The 20,154-nt window shown below is 68.4% G+C and carries 13 protein-coding genes; 6 read left to right on the forward strand and 7 right to left on the reverse strand.

The features are described from left to right. Positions 1 to 81 precede the first annotated feature (81 nt). Entirely contained in the window at positions 82 to 1,464 is a 1,383-nt protein-coding gene (gene mgtE / locus ABE473_RS12010; protein WP_346489633.1) for a magnesium transporter, read from the forward strand. Positions 1,465 to 1,512: 48 nt separating this feature from the next. On the opposite strand, the gene waaA is transcribed toward mgtE, so the two are convergent. Beyond that, a complete protein-coding gene (waaA, locus tag ABE473_RS12015) occupies positions 1,513 to 2,811 on the reverse strand; it encodes a lipid IV(A) 3-deoxy-D-manno-octulosonic acid transferase (protein ID WP_346489634.1) in 1,299 nt (432 codons plus the stop codon). A gap of 95 nt (positions 2,812 to 2,906) precedes the next feature. On the opposite strand from waaA, the gene ABE473_RS12020 reads away from it, so the two are divergent. Next, positions 2,907 to 3,827, forward strand: coding sequence for an LpxL/LpxP family Kdo(2)-lipid IV(A) lauroyl/palmitoleoyl acyltransferase (locus ABE473_RS12020; RefSeq protein WP_346489635.1), 921 nt, complete (start codon positions 2,907 to 2,909; stop codon positions 3,825 to 3,827). A gap of 59 nt (positions 3,828 to 3,886) precedes the next feature. Here the strand turns inward: ABE473_RS12020 and ABE473_RS12025 are convergent, their stop codons facing one another. Genes ABE473_RS12025 through ABE473_RS12035 form a run of 3 tightly spaced genes read right to left on the reverse strand, consistent with a single transcriptional unit; the run spans position 3,887 to position 6,515 of the window. After that, the gene (locus ABE473_RS12025) at positions 3,887 to 5,131 is read right to left on the reverse strand and encodes an O-antigen ligase family protein (protein WP_346489636.1); all 1,245 of its coding nucleotides are present in this window, start codon (positions 5,129 to 5,131) and stop codon (positions 3,887 to 3,889) included. 58 nt (positions 5,132 to 5,189) lie between these two features. Then, entirely contained in the window at positions 5,190 to 6,302 is a 1,113-nt protein-coding gene (locus ABE473_RS12030) for a glycosyltransferase (protein WP_346489637.1), read from the reverse strand. A 15-nt stretch (positions 6,303 to 6,317) separates the two neighbouring features. Next, on the reverse strand, positions 6,318 to 6,515 hold the full coding sequence (locus tag ABE473_RS12035; protein ID WP_019183790.1) for a zinc-finger domain-containing protein: 198 nt from the start codon (positions 6,513 to 6,515) through the stop codon (positions 6,318 to 6,320). Between the two features lie 388 nt (positions 6,516 to 6,903). Here ABE473_RS12035 and ABE473_RS12040 point away from each other — a divergent pair, with 388 nt between their 5' ends. Next, a complete protein-coding gene (locus ABE473_RS12040) occupies positions 6,904 to 10,254 on the forward strand; it encodes a GH92 family glycosyl hydrolase (protein ID WP_346489638.1) in 3,351 nt (1,116 codons plus the stop codon). Continuing rightward, positions 10,251 to 10,949, forward strand: coding sequence for a basic secretory protein-like protein (locus ABE473_RS12045; protein WP_346489639.1), 699 nt, complete (start codon positions 10,251 to 10,253; stop codon positions 10,947 to 10,949). Before ABE473_RS12040 ends, ABE473_RS12045 begins: the two co-directional genes overlap by 4 nt. 549 nt (positions 10,950 to 11,498) lie before the next feature. Here ABE473_RS12045 and ABE473_RS12050 read toward each other — a convergent pair. Together ABE473_RS12050 and ABE473_RS12055 are read right to left on the reverse strand one after the other, a co-directional pair. After that, positions 11,499 to 13,790 carry an NADP-dependent malic enzyme gene (locus ABE473_RS12050; protein ID WP_346489640.1) on the reverse strand — a complete coding sequence of 764 codons (2,292 nt, stop codon included), beginning with the start codon at positions 13,788 to 13,790 and terminating at the stop codon, positions 11,499 to 11,501. Positions 13,791 to 13,989: 199 nt separating this feature from the next. Continuing rightward, complete coding sequence (locus ABE473_RS12055; protein WP_346489641.1) at positions 13,990 to 15,339, reverse strand: dicarboxylate/amino acid:cation symporter; 1,350 nt, start codon at positions 15,337 to 15,339, stop codon at positions 13,990 to 13,992. A 262-nt stretch (positions 15,340 to 15,601) separates the two neighbouring features. Between ABE473_RS12055 and ABE473_RS12060 the strand changes: the two genes are divergently transcribed. Together ABE473_RS12060 and ABE473_RS12065 are read left to right on the forward strand one after the other, a co-directional pair. After that, entirely contained in the window at positions 15,602 to 16,768 is a 1,167-nt protein-coding gene (locus tag ABE473_RS12060; RefSeq protein ID WP_346489642.1) for a porin, read from the forward strand. Positions 16,769 to 16,843: 75 nt separating this feature from the next. Continuing rightward, a complete protein-coding gene (locus ABE473_RS12065; RefSeq protein ID WP_346489643.1) occupies positions 16,844 to 19,489 on the forward strand; it encodes a PAS-domain containing protein in 2,646 nt (881 codons plus the stop codon). A gap of 10 nt (positions 19,490 to 19,499) precedes the next feature. On the opposite strand, the gene ABE473_RS12070 is transcribed toward ABE473_RS12065, so the two are convergent. After that, positions 19,500 to 20,150 (reverse strand): response regulator transcription factor, encoded by a 651-nt coding sequence (locus tag ABE473_RS12070; RefSeq protein ID WP_176988249.1) that lies wholly within the window; start codon positions 20,148 to 20,150, stop codon positions 19,500 to 19,502. Positions 20,151 to 20,154: the final 4 nt, after the last annotated feature.

Consider the following 20,154-nt stretch of genomic DNA (forward strand, 5'->3'; position numbering starts at 1 on the left):
GCTGACCTCATCGACTGACACACCCGCATCCGTGTTTACCGCGCACCGCTACTGCACTGCGCCGCCTGTTGGAGCACCACCATGAACCGCGAAGACCTCCTGTTCTCGATCCGCACCCTCTCGCTGTCGCTCGACGCGGCTGGCTTTGTCAGCATCGCCGCGACCACCCACCCCTCCGATCTGGTCGATGCATTCGATGCACTGAGCGTGGAGAAGACACTGCCATTGCTGATGCTGCTCGACCCGCAGCCGCGCGCCGATCTGTTCGCGCACTTCGCCGAGATCCGTCAGGATGCACTGCTGGCCGCAATGCCGCGCGAGGCGGTGGTGCAGTTGTTCGAGCACCTGCCCTCGGATGACCGCGCCGATCTGTACAACCGCCTCGGCGATGAGGCCAAGCAGAAACTGCTACCGGCACTGACCAAAGTCGAACGCGACGACATCCTCAAGATGGCGTCCTATCCCGAGGGCACGGTTGGCTCGGCGACCTCTTCGGACTATGTCTGGGTGTCTCCAGACATGACCGTGGCGCAGGCACTCGCGCACATCCGCGCCACTGCGCTGTACAGCGAAACGGTGAACATCCTGTTCGTGCTCGACAACCTGCTGCGGCTGCGCGGCACCGTGGCGCTGCGCGACCTGGTGCTGGCCAACGAGAAGAGTACGGTCACCTCGATCATGCAGGGGCAGCCGGTGTCCGCGCAGGCGCACTGGCCACGGCTGCAGGCCGCCGAGCTGATCCGTCGCTACGATCTGCTCGCCCTGCCGGTGACCAACGGCGGCGATCGCATGATCGGCATCGTCACCGTCGACGATGCGATGGACATCGAGAAGGAACAGGATGCTTCGCAGCTGGCCCGCTTCGGTGGCACGGTGAGTGCGCATGGCAACGATCTGGACGTGCGCAGCACGCCGCTGAAGCAGATGTTCCGCGTGCGTGTGTTCTGGCTGGCGATCCTGACCTGCTTCGGCATCGTCACCAGCACGTTTGTCGCCGCGCAGGAGGAACTGCTGTCGCAGGTGATCGTGCTGGCCGCCTTCATCGCCCCGATCGTGGACATGGGCGGCAACACCGGCAGCCAGTCGGCCACGCTGGTGATCCGCAGCATGGCGCTGGGCGAGCTGAAACTGCGCTGGCGCGATGTGGCCTTCGTCATCAAGCGCGAACTGCCGGTGGCCGCGGCGCTGGGCATCACCATCGCCCTGCTCGAAGCGATCCTGGCGTACTTCAGCAAAGGCGTGGGCATGGACGTTCTGCTGGTGGTGGGCTCGAGCATGCTGGTGTGCACCGCGCTGGGCGGCATCATCGGCGCGCTGCTGCCATTCGCCGCACGCCGCATCGGCGCGGACCCGGCCACGCTGTCGGCACCGATGATCACCTCGGTCATGGATCTGATCGGGGTGTTCATCTACTTCGGGTTTGCGTATGCCTTCCTGGGCGACCTGCTGGTCGCGGCAGGCTGAGGCGTGGTCAGGTGTGGTCGCCCGGCAGGGCGACTGGACCTGCACTGATCACGCCACCGGTGGCGGCAGCTGCGGCGCGATCAGGGCCACGGTGCGCTTCAACGCGCCACGGCCGTTGCTCACCAGGGCACAGCCGGCGCGGGCCATGTCTTCCCGCGCCTGGGGATCGCGCAGCAGGGTCAGCAACGCGTCGCCGACACCGTTGGCATCCTCCGCGATCACCACGGCCCCTGCTTCGCGCATGCGCCGGGAAATCTCGGCGAAGTTGTGCAGGTGCGGCCCGGTGACCGCAGCGGTGCCCATCGCCGCCGGTTCCAGCAGGTTGTGCCCGCCGATGGCCTGCAGGCTGCCACCGACGAAGGCCACCTGTGCGCAGCCATAGAACGACATCAGCTCACCGAGGGTATCGATCACGAACACATCGGTATCGGCCTGCGGCCACTGCTGCTGGCGGCGCGTGGCGACCTTCCAGCCCTGCTCGCGGGCCAGCGCCTCCACCCGCGGGAAGCGCTCGGGATGCCGTGGCGCCCACAACAGCAGCAGCCCCGGCACCGCCTCGCGCAGGCGGCGATGCAGATCGATGGTGGCCTGCTCCTCACCCTCGTGCGTGCTGGCGGCGATCCAGACCGGGCGCTCGGCGGGCACCAGGTCGTGGAAGCGCGCGATGAACTCCTGCACGTTCGGCGTGGCGATATCGAATTTCAGATTGCCCAGCGGCTGCACCTGATCCGGACGGGCGCCGAGCTGGATGAAGCGATCGGCATCGTCGGCCGACTGCGCGGCCACGCAGGTCACGGTGCGCAGCGCGCGACCGATCAACGGCCGCAGCAGGCGATAGCCGCGCAGCGAACGCGCCGACAGCCGGGCGTTGAGGATGTAGACCGGAATCCGGCGGTCGCGGCAGCCGAACAGCAGGTTCGGCCACAGTTCGGTTTCCAGGATCAGGGCCAGGCTGGGCTTGAAGTGGCCCAGGAAACGACCGACGCTGCCCGGCACGTCGTAAGGCAGATACACGTGGTCGACCGCATCGCCCCACAGCGCGCGGACGCGCTCGGAGCCGGTCGGGGTGATGGTGGTGATCACCCAGCGGATGTCCGGACGCAGCGCACGCAGGGCGTTCACCAGTGGCGCGGCGGCGTTCACCTCGCCCACCGAGACCGCGTGCAGCCATACCCGCGGCTGGCCGCTGGAGTGCGGATAGGAGGCATAGCGCTCATCCCAGCGCTGGAAGTACTCGCGCACCCGGAAGCCCCGCCAGACCAGGTGGTACACGGTGATCGGCAACAGCAGGTAAAGCACGGCCGAGTACAGGCCGCGCAGGATCCATTCGACAGGGCTTTTACGCATGCACAAAGGATACGGGAGCGGCGCGGGGAAGACACGCCGCGCCGCCGTGAGGGCCCCGCCGGGACGCATCCGGGCGCATCCATTAGAATCGAGGCATGTCCGATAATGCTTCCACCGCCACCCGGCCGTCCCTGCGCAACCCGCGCCACTGGCCGACCTTCGCCTTCATGCTGTTCGCCTTCGCGATCGCCCGCCTGCCGTGGATGCTGCAGCGCGCGCTCGGCCGGGGTGTCGGCACGGTCGCCTACCGGCTGGCCAGCAGCCGCCGGCGCGCCGCCGAGGTCAACCTGAAGCTGTGCTTCCCGGAGAAGGACGACGCCTGGCGCCAGCGCCTGCTGCGCGACAGCTTCGACGCCCTGGGCGTGGGCATCTTCGAGTTCGCGCGGGCCTGGTGGGGCAGCATCGACAGCATCCGCCCGCAGGTGCAGATCGAAGGGCTGGAGCACCTGCGCCGCATGCAGGCCGAGGGCCGCGGCGTCCTGCTGGTGTCCGGCCACTTCATGACGCTGGAGATGTGTGGCCGCCTGCTGTGCGACCACGTCGAGCTGTCCGGCATGTACCGCAAGCACCGCAACCCGGTGTACGAGTGGGCGGTGAAGTTCGGCCGCCTGCGCTATGCCAAGGCGATGTACGCCAACGAGGACATCCGCGCGACGGTGCGGCACCTGAAGAAGGGCGGCTTCCTCTGGTATGCGCCGGACCAGGACATGCGCGGCAAGGACACCGTGTTCGTGCCGTTCTTCGGCCACACCGCTTCGACCATCACGGCCACGCACCAGCTGGCCCGAATGACCGGCTGTGCGGTGATCCCGTTTTTCCACCGTCGCGAAGGCGGGAAGTATTTCCTGAAGATCGGCGCACCGCTGGAGAATTTCCCCAGCGAGGATGTCGAGGCCGATACCGCGCGCGTCAACCAGGCCATCGAAGCGATGGTGCGCGAGGCGCCGGACCAGTACCTGTGGATCCACCGCCGGTTCAAGCGCCAGCCCGGTGGGCGGAGCGATTACTACCGGTAAAGCCACCCCATGGGTGGCTGCAGGGTGCCAGACCACAAGCAGCCACGCATGGCGTGGCTCTACCCGTCGTCGCGTGCCAACAGACTGCCCGCGTACAGCGCGGCCAGCAGCAGCGTGAGGCCGCCCCAGAAGGTGGAGTAGAACGCCAGATGGGTATTGAGCGGGAACACGGTCACCGCCAGCGCGAGCATCGCCGGGCGCGCACGTTCGCGGGCCTCGGGCGGTGCGAAGCGCCACGCGCGCCAGGCCTGGGCGACCGCCGCCAGCCACAGCAGCAGGCCGAGGATGCCGGTTTCGGAGAGGATCTCGAGCAGGATCTGGTGCGCATGCAATGCCGGCCCCGCGCCCCAGACTTCCTGCGCGGCCGGGTCCGGGTTGCAGCCCGGGTAAGCATCGCGGAACCCACGCGCGCCGACACCGTTGATCGGGTGCGCTTCGATCATGCAGGTGGCCGCCGACCAGATCTGCGCACGACCGGACAGCGCCTGGTTGACGCCATCACTCTCGCCTTCCCAGGCCATGGCGGTACGCGCCACGCGGTCCCCGACCTGCGGCACGCTCACGGTCAGCACGACCGCCGCCACCGCACCGACGGCGAGGCAGGCCAGCAGCCCGCGCACGCCGATCAGGCGCCAACCGGAGAACACCAGCACCAGCGCATAGGTCAGCCACGCCGCGCGTGAGCCGGCCAACACCAGCACCACACCGACCGCGGCCGCCACCAGCGACCAGCCGAGGATGCCGGCACGACGTGAAGCGGCGAACAGCAGGAACGGCGACAGACTGGCCAGGACCTGGCCGAACTTGAGATTGCACGGGCCGAGGACGCCGCTGAGGCGATCCACCAACGCCATCTCTTCGGGCGCGCACAGGCCGTGCCCGCTGAACGCCCACTTGAGCTGGTCCATCGACCAGAACAAGGGGCTGGTGCCGACGATTGCCTGGGCCAGTGCATCCACTGTCCACAGCCCGGTGATCAGCGCCAGGCCACCGAGGGTCAGCGCACGTCGCTGTGGCGTCGCCACGGCAATCGCGACCAGCCACATGAAGGGCAGATAGCGCAGGCCGGCGGCGGCTTTGCGCCACGCGGTGCCGGGATCGATCGCATCGAAGGCGGAGAATGCCTGCGGCAGCCAGTAGCCCAGGAACAGGATGCTGGTCAGGGCCCACGCGGGGCTGCTGAGCAGACGCTGTTTCCCCTCCAGGCGCAGCTGCACCATGCGTACCGCCGCGTACAGCGCGCCAAGCACGAGGACGCCTTCGGCGATGCCGGGCAGCGGCCACAACGCGACAAACGCAATCACCCACCACGGCGCCCAGCGGCCCGCGCGGGAGGCCGGCGAACCCGGTACGAGGGTGGGCTCAGCCGATGAGGGAGGTATAGAGCTGGAGCGTGTCACGCTGCATTGCCTGCAAGGTAAACGGGATCCGCGTCGGCAGTGAGGGCGGCTGCAGCAGCAACTGCTGCGCGCGCGCCAGCAGTGCATCGGCGTCGCCCAAGGGTACCGCGCCGGAGGGTTGCAGCTGAGTCAACAACTCGCCGACGCCGCCATGGTTCCAGCCCAGCACGGGGCGGCCCACCGACAGCGCTTCGACCACGGTGCGGCCGAAGGCTTCGGCCTTGTCCGAGAGCTGCAGCACCAGATCACTGGCCGCATAGGCCTGCGCGATGCGCGAAGTCGGTGCGGTCATCAGCACCGCATCGAACACCCCGAGGCTGCGCGCCTGCGTTTCCAGTTCGGTGACATACGCTTCGCGGCCCGGCTCGCGCGTGCCCGGCATCCACAGCCTGGCCGGCACACCGGCAGCGTGCAGCCCGGCGAGCAGCGTCAGCGCGTGGCGATGCCCTTTCAGCCGGGTGCCACGGCCAGGCAACAACAGCAACGGTGCGTCGCCGGCCAGTGCGGGGTGCTGCTCGGCCACGGCCAGGCGCGCACGCCGATCCTGCCGACCCACGCGCGGGAACTGCGCGACATCGACACCGCGCGGTATCACCTGCAGGCGCTCGGCCGGAACGCCGGGGTAATGCGTCTGCACGAACTCACGCACGCTGTTGGACACGCAGATCACGCGCTCGCCGCTGGTCATCACCGCGCTGTAGCGGCCGGGCGAGTTGAGCCCGTGCACGGTGGTGACCCAGTGCGGGCGGGTGGCGGCCGGCAGGTTGCGTACGGCATACAGCCCCAGCCAGGCCGGCAGCCGCGAGCGTGCATGCACGATGTCCGCGCCCACCTCGTTGAACAGGTTGCGCAGGGTCAGCACGTGACGCAGCGTCAGCAGCGATTTGCGGCCGATGTCCAGGGTCAGGTGCTCGGCGCCACTGGCGAGCAGGGGCTCGACCAGGCGCCCACCGGCGGACACGACAATGGCCCGGTGGCCGGCGGCAACCAGGGCGGAGGCGATCTCAAGGGTGGAGCGTTCGACCCCGCCGGAGTGCAGCGCCGGCAGCAGCTGCACCACGGTCAGTCGGCGCACAGTGTGGTCCGCAGATCAGTCGGCGAGCACGAACACGGCGCCGCAGTACGGGCACGCGGCCTCGCAGTTCGGCTCGTCTTCGATCGGCAGGTACACGCGCGGGTGCGAGTTCCACAGCGCCATTTCCGGCGTCGGGCAGCTCAGCGGCAGGTCGCTGCGGTGCACGGTGTAACGCTTCTCGGCATTGGCGGGCGCGGTGGCGGTATGGCTCATGGCGTGGACACACAAAGGGGGTTGCGAGACCGCCGATTCTAGCATCTGGCGGCCGGGGAGGGCCGCAGTGCCCGGCATGCCCCGGTGCAGGACCGGACGCAGTGCCAACACGAACCACCGTTGCTTTTAAATCGATCCAAATCCGTTGTCAACAATTCGATATGAAACGAATTTACCGGATTTAGATCGAACTAATTGCACTTGTCAGGGCCAGTTGTCGTGATGCAGGATCAGCCGGGTACCGATCATCGACCCGATCGCCTGCCCGACCCCCACCGGACATGCATCGCCTCTTTCCTGCCGTCTGCCGATGGCTGGGGCGACGCCGTCCGCCGTGGCCATCGATGCGGGTCCTGCCTGCCGCCTGCCCTTCCCGGGAGACCCTTGCATGACCCTGTCCGACCTGCGCCCCGCCCGCCGCGCCCTTCCCCTCGCCCTGGCGCTGGCCTGCGCATCGATCGCCCTGCCGGCCGCCGCGCAGGGCCTGCAGACCTCCTTCGAGCCGGGCCAACCGGCGCCGGCCGCCAGCGACGGCGCGCTGCAGGTGCGGATCGGCAATGGCCCCACCTCCCCCTACGCCGCCAAGCCCGGCGTCGGTTACAGCGGGCTGCACGCGCTGCACTACGCCAGTGCCGGGGGCGCGGCGCGGCGCCCGCTGTTCCAGACCGACCTGACCATCGACGCCGATACCACCCTCTCCTGGCTGGTGCTGCCCGAGATCGTCGGCAAGGACACCGTGGCTTCCACCTACGTCTCGCTCGACCTGGTGCTCGATGACGGCACCCACGTCTCGGCCAGTGGCGCGCGCGATCACCACGGCGTCGCGCTGGGTGCGCGGGCACAGGGCGACTCGAAGACGCTGTACCCGCAGCAATGGGCACGCAAAGCCGTCCGTCTGGGCGATGTCCCGGCCCTGCGCGGTCGCCGCGTGGTCGCGCTGGAGCTGGAGGTCGCCAGTGCCGACGGCGCACCGGTGGCCGGCTGGATCGACGATGTCCGCCTGGAGGCACAGCCGCGCAGCACCCCGCAGCGCCCCTCGGACTGGGTGCTGACCACCCGCGGTACCCAGGCCAACGGCACCTTCTCGCGCGGCAACAACTTCCCGGCCACGGCCGTGCCGCACGGCTTCAATTTCTGGACGCCGGTGACCGATGCCGGCTCGCTGACCTGGCTGTACCGCTGGAACGAACAGAACGATGCCGCCAACCGGCCCCGCCTGCAGGCGCTGGCGCTGAGCCACCAGCCCAGCCCGTGGATGGGCGACCGCCAGACCTTCCAGGTGATGCCGTCGGCGAGCCGGGGCGTGCCCGAAGCCGACCGCAGCAAGCGCGCCCTCACGTTCTCCCGCGACAACGAGCAGGCCCGCCCGTACCGCTATGACGTGCGCTTCGACAACGGCATCGCCGCCGCGATCGCACCGACCGACCACGCCGCGATCTTCCGCTTCGAGTTCCCCGAAGGCGGTGATGCCAACCTGCTGTTCGACAACGTCGACGCGCGCGGCGGGCTGACCCTCGATGCCGCGACACAGACGCTCTCCGGCTACACCGACACGCGCAGCGGCCTGTCCACCGGCGCCACCCGCATGTACGTGGTGGCCAGCTTCGACCGCCCGTGGCGCAGCAGCGGGACGGTGAAGACCGGCCGCCCGACCGGCTACATCAAGTTCGACGCCGGCACCGACCGCCGCGTCGCGATGCGCATCGCCACCTCGCTGATCTCGGTCGAGCAGGCCCGCCACAACCTCGCGCTGGAACTGGCCGCCACCGACGATGTGGATCGCGTGGCGGCGCGCGCGCAGGATGCCTGGGATCAGCGCCTGGCCCGCTTCGACGTGGGCGATGCCAGCGACGACCAGAAAACCACCCTGTACTCCAACCTGTACCGCCTCTACCTCTACCCGAACTCCGGGCACGAGAACGCCGGTACCGCGGCCGCGCCGGACTGGCGCTACGCCAGCCAAGCCAGCGCCTCGGATGAGAACACCGACGGCAGCGCCACGCGCAGCTTCGCGCCGGTGCGCGATGGCAAGGTCTACGTCAACAACGGCTTCTGGGATACCTTCCGCACCACCTGGCCGGCCTATGCACTGTTCACCAAGGACGATGCCGGCGCACTGGTGCAGGGTTTCCTGGAGCAGTACCGCGCCGGCGGCTGGGTTGCCCGCTGGTCTTCGCCCGGCTATGCCGACCTGATGGTGGGCACCAGTTCGGACGTGGCCTTCGCCGATGCGTGGTTGAAGGGCATCGGCGGCTTCGACGCGCAGGAGGCCTATGCGGCCGCACTGAAGAACGCGACCGTGGTCCCGCCGGATCGCCATGTCGGGCGCAAGGGCATGGACCGCTCCACGTTCCGCGGCTACGCCACCGCCGATGTGCATGAAGGCATGTCGTGGACGATGGAAGGCGCGCTCAACGATTTCGGCGTGGCCAACATGGCCGAGGCGCTGGCCAAGCAGGCCGATACGCCGGCCGCGCGCGAGCGCTATGCCACCGAGGCGGATTACTTCCGTCACCGCGCCGGCACCTATGCCACGCTGTTCGATCCCGCCGCCGGGTTCTTCCAGGGCCGCAAGCCGGATGGCAGCTGGCGGCTGGCAGCCAAGGACTACGACCCGCGCGTGTGGGGCCATGACTACACCGAATCGAACGGCTGGACGTTCGCCTTCACCGCCGCGCACGACGGCGAAGGCCTGGCGGCGCTGTACGGCGGCCGCGATCAGCTGGCGGCCAAGCTGGACACGTTCTTCGCTACGCCGGAAACCGCCGACGCCGCGTTCTCCGGCTCCTACGGCGGAACCATCCATGAAATGACCGAAGCGCGCGATGTGCGCATGGGCATGTACGCACACAGCAACCAGCCGGCGCACCACATCCCGTGGATGTACCTGTATGCCGGGCAGCCGTGGAAGACCCAGCAGCACGTGCGCGAGATCCTGTCGCGCCTGTACCTGGGCAGCGAGATCGGCCAAGGCTACCCGGGCGATGAGGACAACGGCGAGACCTCGGCGTGGTATCTGTTCGCTTCGCTGGGTATCTACCCGCTGCGCATGGGCGCGCCGGAGTACGTGATCGGTTCGCCGCTGTTCCGCCACGCCCGCGTCGAGCTGCAGGGTGGCGCGGTGTTGACCGTGAACGCACCGGAGAACTCGGACCGCAACATCTACGTGCAGTCGCTGAAGGTCAACGGTAAACCGTGGACCAGGACCTGGCTGCCGCACGACCTGCTCGCCAAGGGCGCCACGCTGGACTTCGTCATGGGCCCGGAACCCTCGCGTTGGGGCACCGGTCCCGACGATGCGCCGCGCTCGCTCACCGCGCGCGGCCAGCAGCCGGCCCTGCTGCATGATCTGCTGGGCAGTGGTGCCACCGCCCAGCTCGGCGATGGCCGCGCGGCGGAGGCCCTGATCGATGACGATGCCGCCACGGCGCTGCCGCTGGGCGGAGCAAGCACGATCACCTTCAGCAACGTCGCCGCGGGCACCCCATCGATGTACACGCTGACCAGCGGCAATGGCCCGATCCGCGGCGGTGAATGGACCCTGGAGGCGCGCACCGCCGGTGGCCGCTGGGTGCAGGTCGACCAGCGCCGGGGCGAGGCGTTCGCGTGGGCGATGCAGACCCGCCCGTTCCGCATTGCCCAGCCGGGGCGCTACGCCGAGTACCGGCTGCGCATCGGTGCACCCGGCCGTCTGCAACTGGCGGAAGTCGAGCTGCTCGCGCCGGCGGCGGCGCGATGAGGACTGCCCTGCCGATCACCCGTGGCCTGCTGGCCGCCCTGCTCGTCACCGCCGGGGTCGCCGATGTGCATGCGTTCGAAACCACGCAGACCCGCGACGGCGTGACCCTGCACTACCGCGACGCCGGCGATGCGCTGGCCGCGCCGGTGCGCGGGCGCATCATCGAGACCTTCTTCGGTGCGTATCTGCGCGAACGTGCCGACTTCCATCCGGCCGCGCCGACGCAGGTCGGCATCGTCATCGATCCGGCTTACGACGGCATCGCCTTTGTCGGTGAGAAGGCGCAGGCGGCGACGATCACGATCAACCCGGCCTGGTTGCACACGCACCCGGGCGACATCGATCTGGTCACCCATGAGGCAATGCACATCGTGCAGGGCTACCCGGAGTACGCCAACGCGCGCGTGCCGGGTTGGCTGGTCGAAGGCATCGCCGATTACGCGCGCGACCGCTACGGCAGGGACAACGCCGGGGCGGGCTGGGCGTTGCCGACGCAGGTCAAGCCGGACCAGAACTTCGATACCGGCTATCGAGTGACCGGTGCGTTCCTGGCCTGGAGCGAGGCGCAGCATCCAGGGTTGGTGAAGGCGCTTGATGGCGCGCTGCGCGAGGGGCGCTATACGCCGGCGCTGTGGGAAACACTCAGCGGCGTGGCGTTGCCGGCGTTGTGGGAACAGTACGTGCGGACACGCTGATTGCAGGTGGTGGTCCGGCATCCGGGAGGAGCCGGCCAGCGGCCGGCACTACCGGTGCCATCGGTGCCATCGGTGCCATCGGGGCCATCGGTGCCATCGGTGCCCACGGGGCGATGGCAGGTACCGATCGTGGGTCGGTACGCTTTCGTGGGTCAGCGCGCGCCGACCAACCCGGCGTAGAGCGCGAACAGCTGTTGGAAATACCGCTTCGTCCGTCGATGGCGCATGACACCGTTCCCGTGGCTGACCGTGGAGGATCTGGTCGGGCCCAGGGTGGCGACGCCCCCACCGGAGCGCCACCACGGCCGGGCCGCGTGGGGGTATTGGGCGCTTGGGAGGTTGCAGGAGGGTGACGGCTGCGCGGCGCGCGTGTGGCAGATGCAGGTGCAACAACGACCGCAGGCCAAAGGCAAAAAGGGACCGTCGCGTCGCGCCGGTCCCTTTCACTGATGCCTGCCGACCAACGGTCGGCAGCTACCCGTTTCGCTGCGCGAAACCAGAACGCGCCCCGGAGGGCGCGTTCTGGCAACTGACGCTGGAAAGAACGTCTTACGCGTTCTTCTCAGCCTCCAGTTGCTTGCGGATCTGCGCATCCACGGCCGCGATGGCGGTCATGTTGAGCACGCGGCGCGAGGTCGCGCTGGTGGTCAGGATGTGCACGGGCTTGGCCACGCCCATCAGGATCGGACCGATCGCCACGCCGTCGGTGAACACGCGCACCAGGTTGTAGGCGATGTTGGCCGCTTCCAGGTTCGGCAGCACGAACAGGTTGGCGCGGCCCTTCAGCGTGCTGTTGGGCAGCAGCTTCTGGCGCAGGGCTTCATCCCATGCGGTATCACCCTGCATCTCGCCATCCACGTTCAGGCGCGGGTTGCGCTTGAGCAGCATTTCGCGGACCGCACGCATCTTCAGCGCGTCGCGGGAATCGTGGCTGCCGAAGTTGGAGTGCGACAGCAGGGCCACCTTCGGCTCGATGCCGAACAGCTTCATGCGGTACGCCGCCTGCAGCGTGGCTTCGGTGATCTGCTCGGCGCTCGGGTCTTCCTGCACGTGGGTATCCACGAAGAAGAACACACCCTGCTGGTTGATCACGCCGGTCATCGCCGAGGTGGAGGTCACCTTCGCTTCCAGCGGCAGCACGCTGCGCACGTAGCCGAGCTTCTTGTGGAAGCGCCCGACCACGCCGGTCAGCATGGCGTCGGCTTCGCCGCGCGCCACCATCACCGCCGCGATCAGCGTCGGGCGCGAGCGCATCAGGTTCTTGGCGGCGGCCACGGTCACACCGCGGCGGCCGGTGAGGTTGTGGTAGTACTGCCAGTACTCGTTGAAGCGCGGGTCGTCGTTGATGTTGGTGATGTCGAAGTCGACACCGGCCTTCATACGCAGGCCCAGCCGCTCGATACGCGATTCGATCACGTCCGGGCGGCCGATCAGGATCGGCTGCGCCAGGCCCTCATCGACCACGTTCTGCACCGCGCGCAGCACCACTTCTTCCTCGCCTTCGGCGTACACCACGCGCTGCTTGTCCGAACGCGCGCGGTCGTAGACCGGCTTCATCATCAGGCTGGTGCGGTAGACGAACTGGGCCAGCTTCTCGCGGTAGGCGCCCATGTCGGCGACCGGGCGGGTGGCCACGCCGGAATCCATCGCGGCCTGCGCCACGGCGGCCGACAGCTCCACCAGCAGGCGGCGATCGAACGGACGCGGAATCAGGTAATCGCGGCCGAAGCTCGGGGTCTCATCGCCATAGGCCGAGCCCAGGTCGCTGGCTTCGCGGCGCGCCATCGCGGCGATCGCGTGCACGCAGGCGATCTTCATTTCTTCGTTGATCGCGGTCGCACCGACGTCCAGCGCACCACGGAACAGGTACGGGAAGCACAGCACGTTGTTGATTTGGTTCGGGTAGTCCGAACGACCAGTACCGATCAGCGCGTCCGGGCGGACCGAACGGGCCACTTCCGGCATGATTTCCGGGGTCGGGTTGGCCAGCGCGAAGATCACCGGATCCTTGGCCATGGTCTTGACCATGTCCGCGGTCAGGATGCCCGGTGCCGACAGGCCCAGGAAGATGTCCGCGCCGTCGACGATCTCGGCCAGCGTGCGCTTGTCGGTATCACGCGCGTAACGCGCCTTCTCCGGGTCCAGGTCGGTGCGGCCGGTGTGGATCACACCATCGCGGTCGAAGGCGAGGATGTTCTCTTTCTTCAGGCCCAGCGAGACCAGCATGTTGACGCAGGAAATACCCGCCGCGCCCATGCCGGTGGTGGCCAGCTTCACGTCTTCGATCTTCTTGCCGGTGACCAGCATGGCGTTGAGCACGGCCGCGCCGACGATGATCGCGGTGCCGTGCTGGTCGTCATGGAACACCGGGATGTTCATCCGCTCGCGCAGCTTGCGCTCGACGATGAAGCACTCCGGTGCCTTGATGTCTTCCAGGTTGATGCCACCGAAGGTCGGTTCCAGCGAGGCGATGATGTCGACCAGCTTGTCCGGGTCGTTCTCATCGATCTCGATGTCGAACACATCGATGCCGGCGAACTTCTGGAACAGCACGCCCTTGCCTTCCATCACCGGCTTGCCGGCCAGCGGGCCGATGTTGCCCAGGCCCAGCACGGCGGTGCCGTTGGAGATCACGGCGACCAGGTTGCCGCGGGCGGTCAGTTCACTGGCCTGCTGCGGGTCGGCCATGATCGCCTCGCAGGCGTGTGCCACGCCCGGGGAGTACGCCAACGACAGATCGCGCTGGGTCAACATCGGCTTGGTCGCGGTGACCTTGATCTTGCCGGGCGGCGAGAGCCGGTGATAGTCGAGGGCTGCCTGTTTGAAATCTTCGTTGGACATCGCTTTCTGCAGATGAATGGGCGAGAGGAACAGGGGATCATACCCCCGTTGGCGTGGACGGACCTGTCGCTACGCTGTCGCGGTCATGCTGCAACCGCACATAATCCAGCACCGCGTACCGGGCCTTCAAAACAAAACATGGCCGTCCCGCCCCGGCAGGAACGGCACGACCATGCACCACACAATCAGGCCATCGGGCTCAGTGCGCCGGGGTCGGCAGGCTCGACGGCAGGTCGTCGACGACCAGCGGCGGCAGCTCGGCTTCGCGGCCGTCGAGCACCATCGCCAGGCGGTCGCGATCCAGCGCGTTTTCCCAGCGCGAGACCACCACGGTGGCCACGGCATTGCCGATGAAGTTGGTCAGCGAGCGGCATTCGCTCATGAAGCGGTCCACGCCCAGGATCAGTGCCATGCCGGCCACCGGCACTTCCGGCACCACGGCCAGGGTGGCGGCCAGGGTGATGAAGCCGGCCCCGGTGACGCCGGCCGCGCCCTTGGAGCTGAGCATCGCCACCAGCAGCAGGGCGATCTGGTGGCCGAGGGTCAGCTCGGTATTGGTCGCCTGGGCGATGAACAGCGCCGCCAGGGTCATGTAGATGTTGGTGCCGTCCAGGTTGAACGAGTAGCCGGTCGGGACCACCAGGCCCACCACGGACTTGCTGCAGCCGGCCTTTTCCATCTTCTCCATCAGCGAGGGCAGCGCCGATTCGGAAGACGAGGTGCCCAGTACCAGCAGCAGCTCGGCCTTGAGGTAGCGGGCCAGCTTGAACACCGAGAACCCGCACAGGCGGCAGACCACGCCCAGGATCACCGCCACGAACAGGAAGGCGGTCAGGTAGAACGAGCCGACCAGCCAGGCCAGGTTGACCAGCGAGCCGACCCCGTACTTGCCGATGGTGAAGGCGATCGCGCCGAACGCACCGATCGGGGCGGCCTTCATCAGGAGGTGGACCAGGCGGAACACCGGCGCGGTCAGCGCCTCCAGGAAGGTCAGCACCGGGCGGCCCTTCTCGCCGGTCAGGGCCAGCGCGACGCCGAACAGCACCGCCACGAACAGCACCTGCAGGATGTTGCCCTCGACGAAGGCACTGATCAGGGTGGCCGGAATGATGTCCATCGCGAAGCCGACCAGGGTCAGCTCATGCGATTTCTGCACGTAGCCGTTGACCGCGGTCTGGTCCAGGTCGGCCGGGTTGATGTTCATGCCCGCGCCCGGCTGCACCACGTGCGCCACCACCATGCCGACCACCAGGGCCAGCGTGGAGAAGAACAGGAAGTAGGCCATCGACTTGGCGAAGACCCGGCCCACGGTGCGCAGGTGGGTCATGCCGGCGATGCCGGTGACGATGGTCAGGAAGATCACCGGGGCGATGATCATCTTCACCAGCTTGATGAAGGCGTCGCCCAGCGGCTTGAGCGATTCGGCGAAGGCCGGCTCGTAATGGCCGAGGATGGCACCGAGGACGATCGCCACCACCACCTGGAAATACAGTTGGCGGTAGAACGGCAGCGGCTTGGCCGCCAGCGGGGCGGTGGTGGGAACGTGCATGGGAAGCTCCGGCAGTGTCACGATGGATGCCGGCCGCGCGGGGCGGCATCTGGCGTGGCCTTTTTACGCCCGCATCTCGCCAACGCAGATAACCTATTGGTACTAGCCCCCCGGTTCAGCTGGCCGGACTGCCTACACTGCCCCGGCACCGCGCCCCCACGGCGGCGGGTGGCCCGGCTGCGGATCAGGGGCGACAGCCCCACAGATTTGCCGTCCGCGGCCGTTGTTGTTCTGCCCTACCCTTATCTAGCAGCTACCGCCCATGCGCCCTACGCCCCTGTTCATCGCCCTGGCCCTGACCACCGCCCCGCTCGCCGCCACCGCGGCCGACTGGGACAACTGGCCGACCAAGACCACCTTCAGTGACGGTACCGAGCTGGCAGCCACTGCCAACATCGCCTACGACCTCAACGACTTCTCCGGCAACAGCGGCATCGAAGATGCCGACGCCGTGCGCCGCAAGGAATTCGGCGCCACCCTGAAGAAGAAGGGCGTGTACGACGCCATGGTCTATTACGACTTCCAGGCCGACACCTGGCTGGACGTGTTCGTCCGCTTCGAAAGCAAGGCCTTCTTCGGCAGCGACATCGGCCGCTTCCGCTTCGGCTACATGAAGACCCCGGTCGGCCTGGACGCGGGCACCTCCTCGCGCGCCGGCAGCTTCCTGGAGACCGCGCTGCCCGTGCAGGCGTTCTACGAAGGCCGCCGCACCGGTGCCGAATGGGTGCTGGAGCGCCCGCAGTACCTGCTGCAGGCCGGCGCCTATGGCGGCAAGGACCTGCAGGGCGACAACCCCGGCACCACCCAGGCCGGGCGTGCCGTGTGGACCCCGGTCAAGGCCGCAGGCGACGTGATCCACCTGGGCCTGGCCTATTCGCAGGAAAATCCGCGCGGGTACCGCGATGGCCGCGATGTCTCGCACCCGGCCAGCGCCCGCCTGCGCGCACGTCCGGAAGCCGGCCTGACCGACATCCGCCTGGTCGACTCCGGTGCGCTGACCACCGCCGACAAGATCGTGCGTACCGGCCTGGAAGGCATCTGGATCCGCGGCCCGTTCTCGCTGCAGGGCGAAGCGCTGCAGACCACGGTCAGCCGTGACGGCAAGCCGGACTACACCGGCAACGGCCAGTACGCGATGGCCAGCTGGATCCTGACCGGGGAATCGCGCCCGTACAACGCCGGCGCCGTGGCCAACGTCAAGCCGGCCCACGACTACGGTGCGGTCGAGCTGGTCACCCGCTACAGCCGCATCGATCTGGATGATGCCGACGTGTTCGGCGGTCGCCAGCACGACTGGACCCTCGGCGCCAACTGGTACCTGACCTCGCACTTCAAGTTCCAGGCGAACTACGTCAAGGTCGATGCCAGCCGTCGTGGCGTGCGCAGCCAGCCGGAAATCTTCGAACTGCGCGCGCAGATGCACTTCTGAGCCCTGCGCCGCCGACCGCAACCGGCGCGGCGGGCGTGCACACCACCCCCGCCGCGCGATCGTAGACTGCCGCCCATGTACTGGCTCGGCCGCCACCGCACCCTGCTGTTGACCCTGCTGGTGATGATCGGCGGCACCGTGCTGTGCGCGGCCGCGGCCGGCCACTACGCCTGGCGCCGCGCGCTGGCCACCGAGAGCGGCCAGGTGCAGCGTCAGCTGGAGCTGTACGCCCAGGGCCTGCAGCAGCGCATCGACCGCTTTGGCACGCTGCCGCAGGTGCTGGCGCTGGACCCGGACCTGCGCGGGGCGCTGCAGCGGCGCCCCGATGCCGCCGCCCGCCAGCGGCTGAACCTGAAACTGCAGCGCGCCAACCAGGTCACCCGCGCCTCCACCCTGACCCTGGTCGGGCGTGACGGCGTGGCCGTGGCCGCCAGCAACTGGGACCAGCCCAGCAGCAACGTCGGCGAGGACTACAGCTACCGTCCCTACTACCGCCAGGCGCTGGCCACCGGCCACGGCCGCTTCTACGGCATCGGCATGACCACCGGCGTGCCCGGCTACTACCTGTCGCAGGCGATCGAGGAAGACGGCGCGCGCATCGGCGTGGTGGTGATCAAGATCGAACTGGCCGCGCTGGAGCAGGAATGGCTGACCAGCCCGGACGTGGTGCTGGCCAGCGACGAGCACGATGTGGTGTTCCTGGCCAACCGCGACGCCTGGCGCTACCGGCTGCTGCGGCCGCTGGGCGCCGCCGAACGCAGCGAGATGCTCGACAGCCGCCAGTACGCCGACCGCTCACTGCAACCGCTGCGGGTACGCACCGGCAGCGTGCTCGACGATGGCGGCCGCATGGTCCACCTGCTCGATCCGGTGCTGCCGGGCGAGATGCTCTGGCAGACCCTGGCGCTGCCCGAGGAGCAGTGGAACCTGCACCTGCTGCACGATGCCGGCGCTGCCACCAGCGCCGGGCGCAGTGCCGCCATCGGCGGCGGTGCGGCATGGCTGGCACTGGGCTTCCTGATGTTGTTCATCCAGCAGCGGCGGCGCCTGGCCGCCCATCGCCAGCGCAGCCGGCGCGAACTGGAAAGCGTGCTCAAACAGCATGCGCAAGAGCTGCGTACCGCGCAGGACGGCGTGCTGCAGGCCGCCCAACAGGCCGACAGCGGTCTCAGCCGCAGCCTGGCGCACCTGCCGCAGGGCGTGGTGGTGATCGACAACGAGCAGAAGCTGGTGGCGTGGAACGCGCGCTATCTGGAGCTGTTCCGGTTTCCGTCCGGCCTGATCCAGGTCGGGCGGCCGATCGAAGAGATTTTCCGCTTCAACGCACGCCGTGGCCTGCTCGGGCCCGGGCCGATCGAAGAAGCGATCGAGCGTCGCCTCAACCATCTGCGCAGCGGCCGCCCGCACATGCGCGAGAGCGAGAAGGACGACGGCACCGTGCTGGAAATACGCGGTAATCCCCTGCCCGACGGCGGCTTCGTGACCAGCTATGCAGACATCACCAGCTACAAGAACACCGCGCGCGAGCTGCGCTCGCTGGCCGATGCCCTGGAGCATCGCGTGGCCGAGCGCACCCGCGATCTGGACGAAGCACGGCGCGAGGCCGAGCGCGCCAACCGCTACAAATCACGATTCGTGGCCTCGGCGGTGCACGATCTGCTGCAGCCGCTCAACGCGGCGCGCATGTTCGTCTCGGTGTTGCGCGGCAAGCTGGGCGGCGATGCGCGGGAATTGAGCGAGCATGTCGACGCTGCACTGGCCGCGCAGGATTCCATCCTCAACAGCCTGCTGGACATCTCGCGGCTGGAGTCCGGCACGTTGCAGACCCACGTGCATGCCTTCGCGCTGTCGCCGCTGCTGGAAACGCTGGCGCGCGAATTCGGCATTGCCGCCGAAGGCCGTGGTCTGCAGCTGGACTGGGTGGACACCTGCGCGGTGGTGGTGAGCGACGAAGCCCTGCTGCGCCGCATCCTGCAGAACTTCCTCTCCAACGCGCTGCGATATACCCCGCGCGGCCGCGTGCTCATTGGCTGCCGGCGCGCCGGCGATCAGCTGCGTATCGAAGTGCACGATCAGGGCCCCGGCATTCCCGAGAGCCTGCAGCGCGAGATCTTCGAAGAGTTCCGCCGCCTGGATGACGGCGTGGACCAGGAGCGCGGCGCCGGGCTGGGCCTGGCGATTGTCGAGCGCATCGGCCGCCTGCTGGGGCACCGCATCCACCTGCGTTCCACCCTGGGCAGCGGCAGCGTGTTCGCGGTGGACGTACCGCTGGGCGCCGCCGCCGACGTACCCCTTCCCGCCGCCGCCCCGGTGCCGAACGCCGAGCCGGGCGACGACAGCCCGCTGCGCGGCTGCCGGGTTTGGAGCATCGACGACGACCCGCGCGTATGCGCGGCTACCCGCGCGCTGCTGGAACGCTGGGGATGCACGGTGGCGCTGGCCGATGGCCCGCAGCCGGCGCTGGAGATCGCCTCGGCCTTCAACCCGCCGCAGTTGCTGCTGCTGGACGTGCGCATGGGCCAGTGGCACGGCCCGGACCTGTACGAAGCACTGTGCACGCTGTGGCAGGCACGCCCACCGGTGATCCTGGTCACCGCCGAGCGCGACGATGCGTTGAAGGCGCAGGCGATGGAGAATGGCTGGGGCTTCCTGTCCAAGCCGGTACGCCCACCGGCGTTGCGGGCGCTGATGACACAACTGCTGGTGCGGCATCGCAGCTGAGGTTGAGCCTCTACAGTCCGGCGCCGGCATCCCCTTCCGGCTCCAGCGCTTTCACCAGCACCGCCGCCTGTGTCCGGCTGTGGCACTCGAGCTTCTTCAGGATCGCGGTGACGTGCACCTTGACCGTGTTCTCGGCCAGGCCCAGCTCGTAGGCGATCTGCTTGTTGAGCAGGCCGTCGGCCAGGCTCAGCAGCACGCGGAACTGCTGCGGGGTGAGCTGGGCCAGGCGCGCGGCCAGCAGGGCATCGGACTCGGAGCGTTCGGCGGCCATGGCCGGGAACCACACGCCGCCGTCAAGCACGGCGGCCACCGCCTGGCCGATGGTCTCGGCGGGCGCCGATTTGGGGATGAAGCCGGCGGCGCCGAACTGCTGCGCGCGGCGGATCACGCGCGGGTGGTCGTTGGACGAGACGATCACGACCGGGATGTCCGGGTGCGATCCGCGCACATGCAGCAGCGAGGAAAACCCGCGCGCGCCGGGCATGGTCAGGTCCAGCAGGACCAGCTCGATCTCCGGGTGCTGGCCCAGCGCGCTTTCCAGCGTCGCGGCACTGGCCACTTCGATCACATTGACCTGCGGCAGCGCCTGGCGCAGCGAATGCACGACAGCGGCACGCAGCAGGGGATGGTCGTCGGCGACCAGAACGGTGATGTCACTCATGGGG

Source organism: Stenotrophomonas sp. TWI700, assembly GCF_039673645.1.
Taxonomy (GTDB): domain Bacteria; phylum Pseudomonadota; class Gammaproteobacteria; order Xanthomonadales; family Xanthomonadaceae; genus Stenotrophomonas; species Stenotrophomonas maltophilia_AA.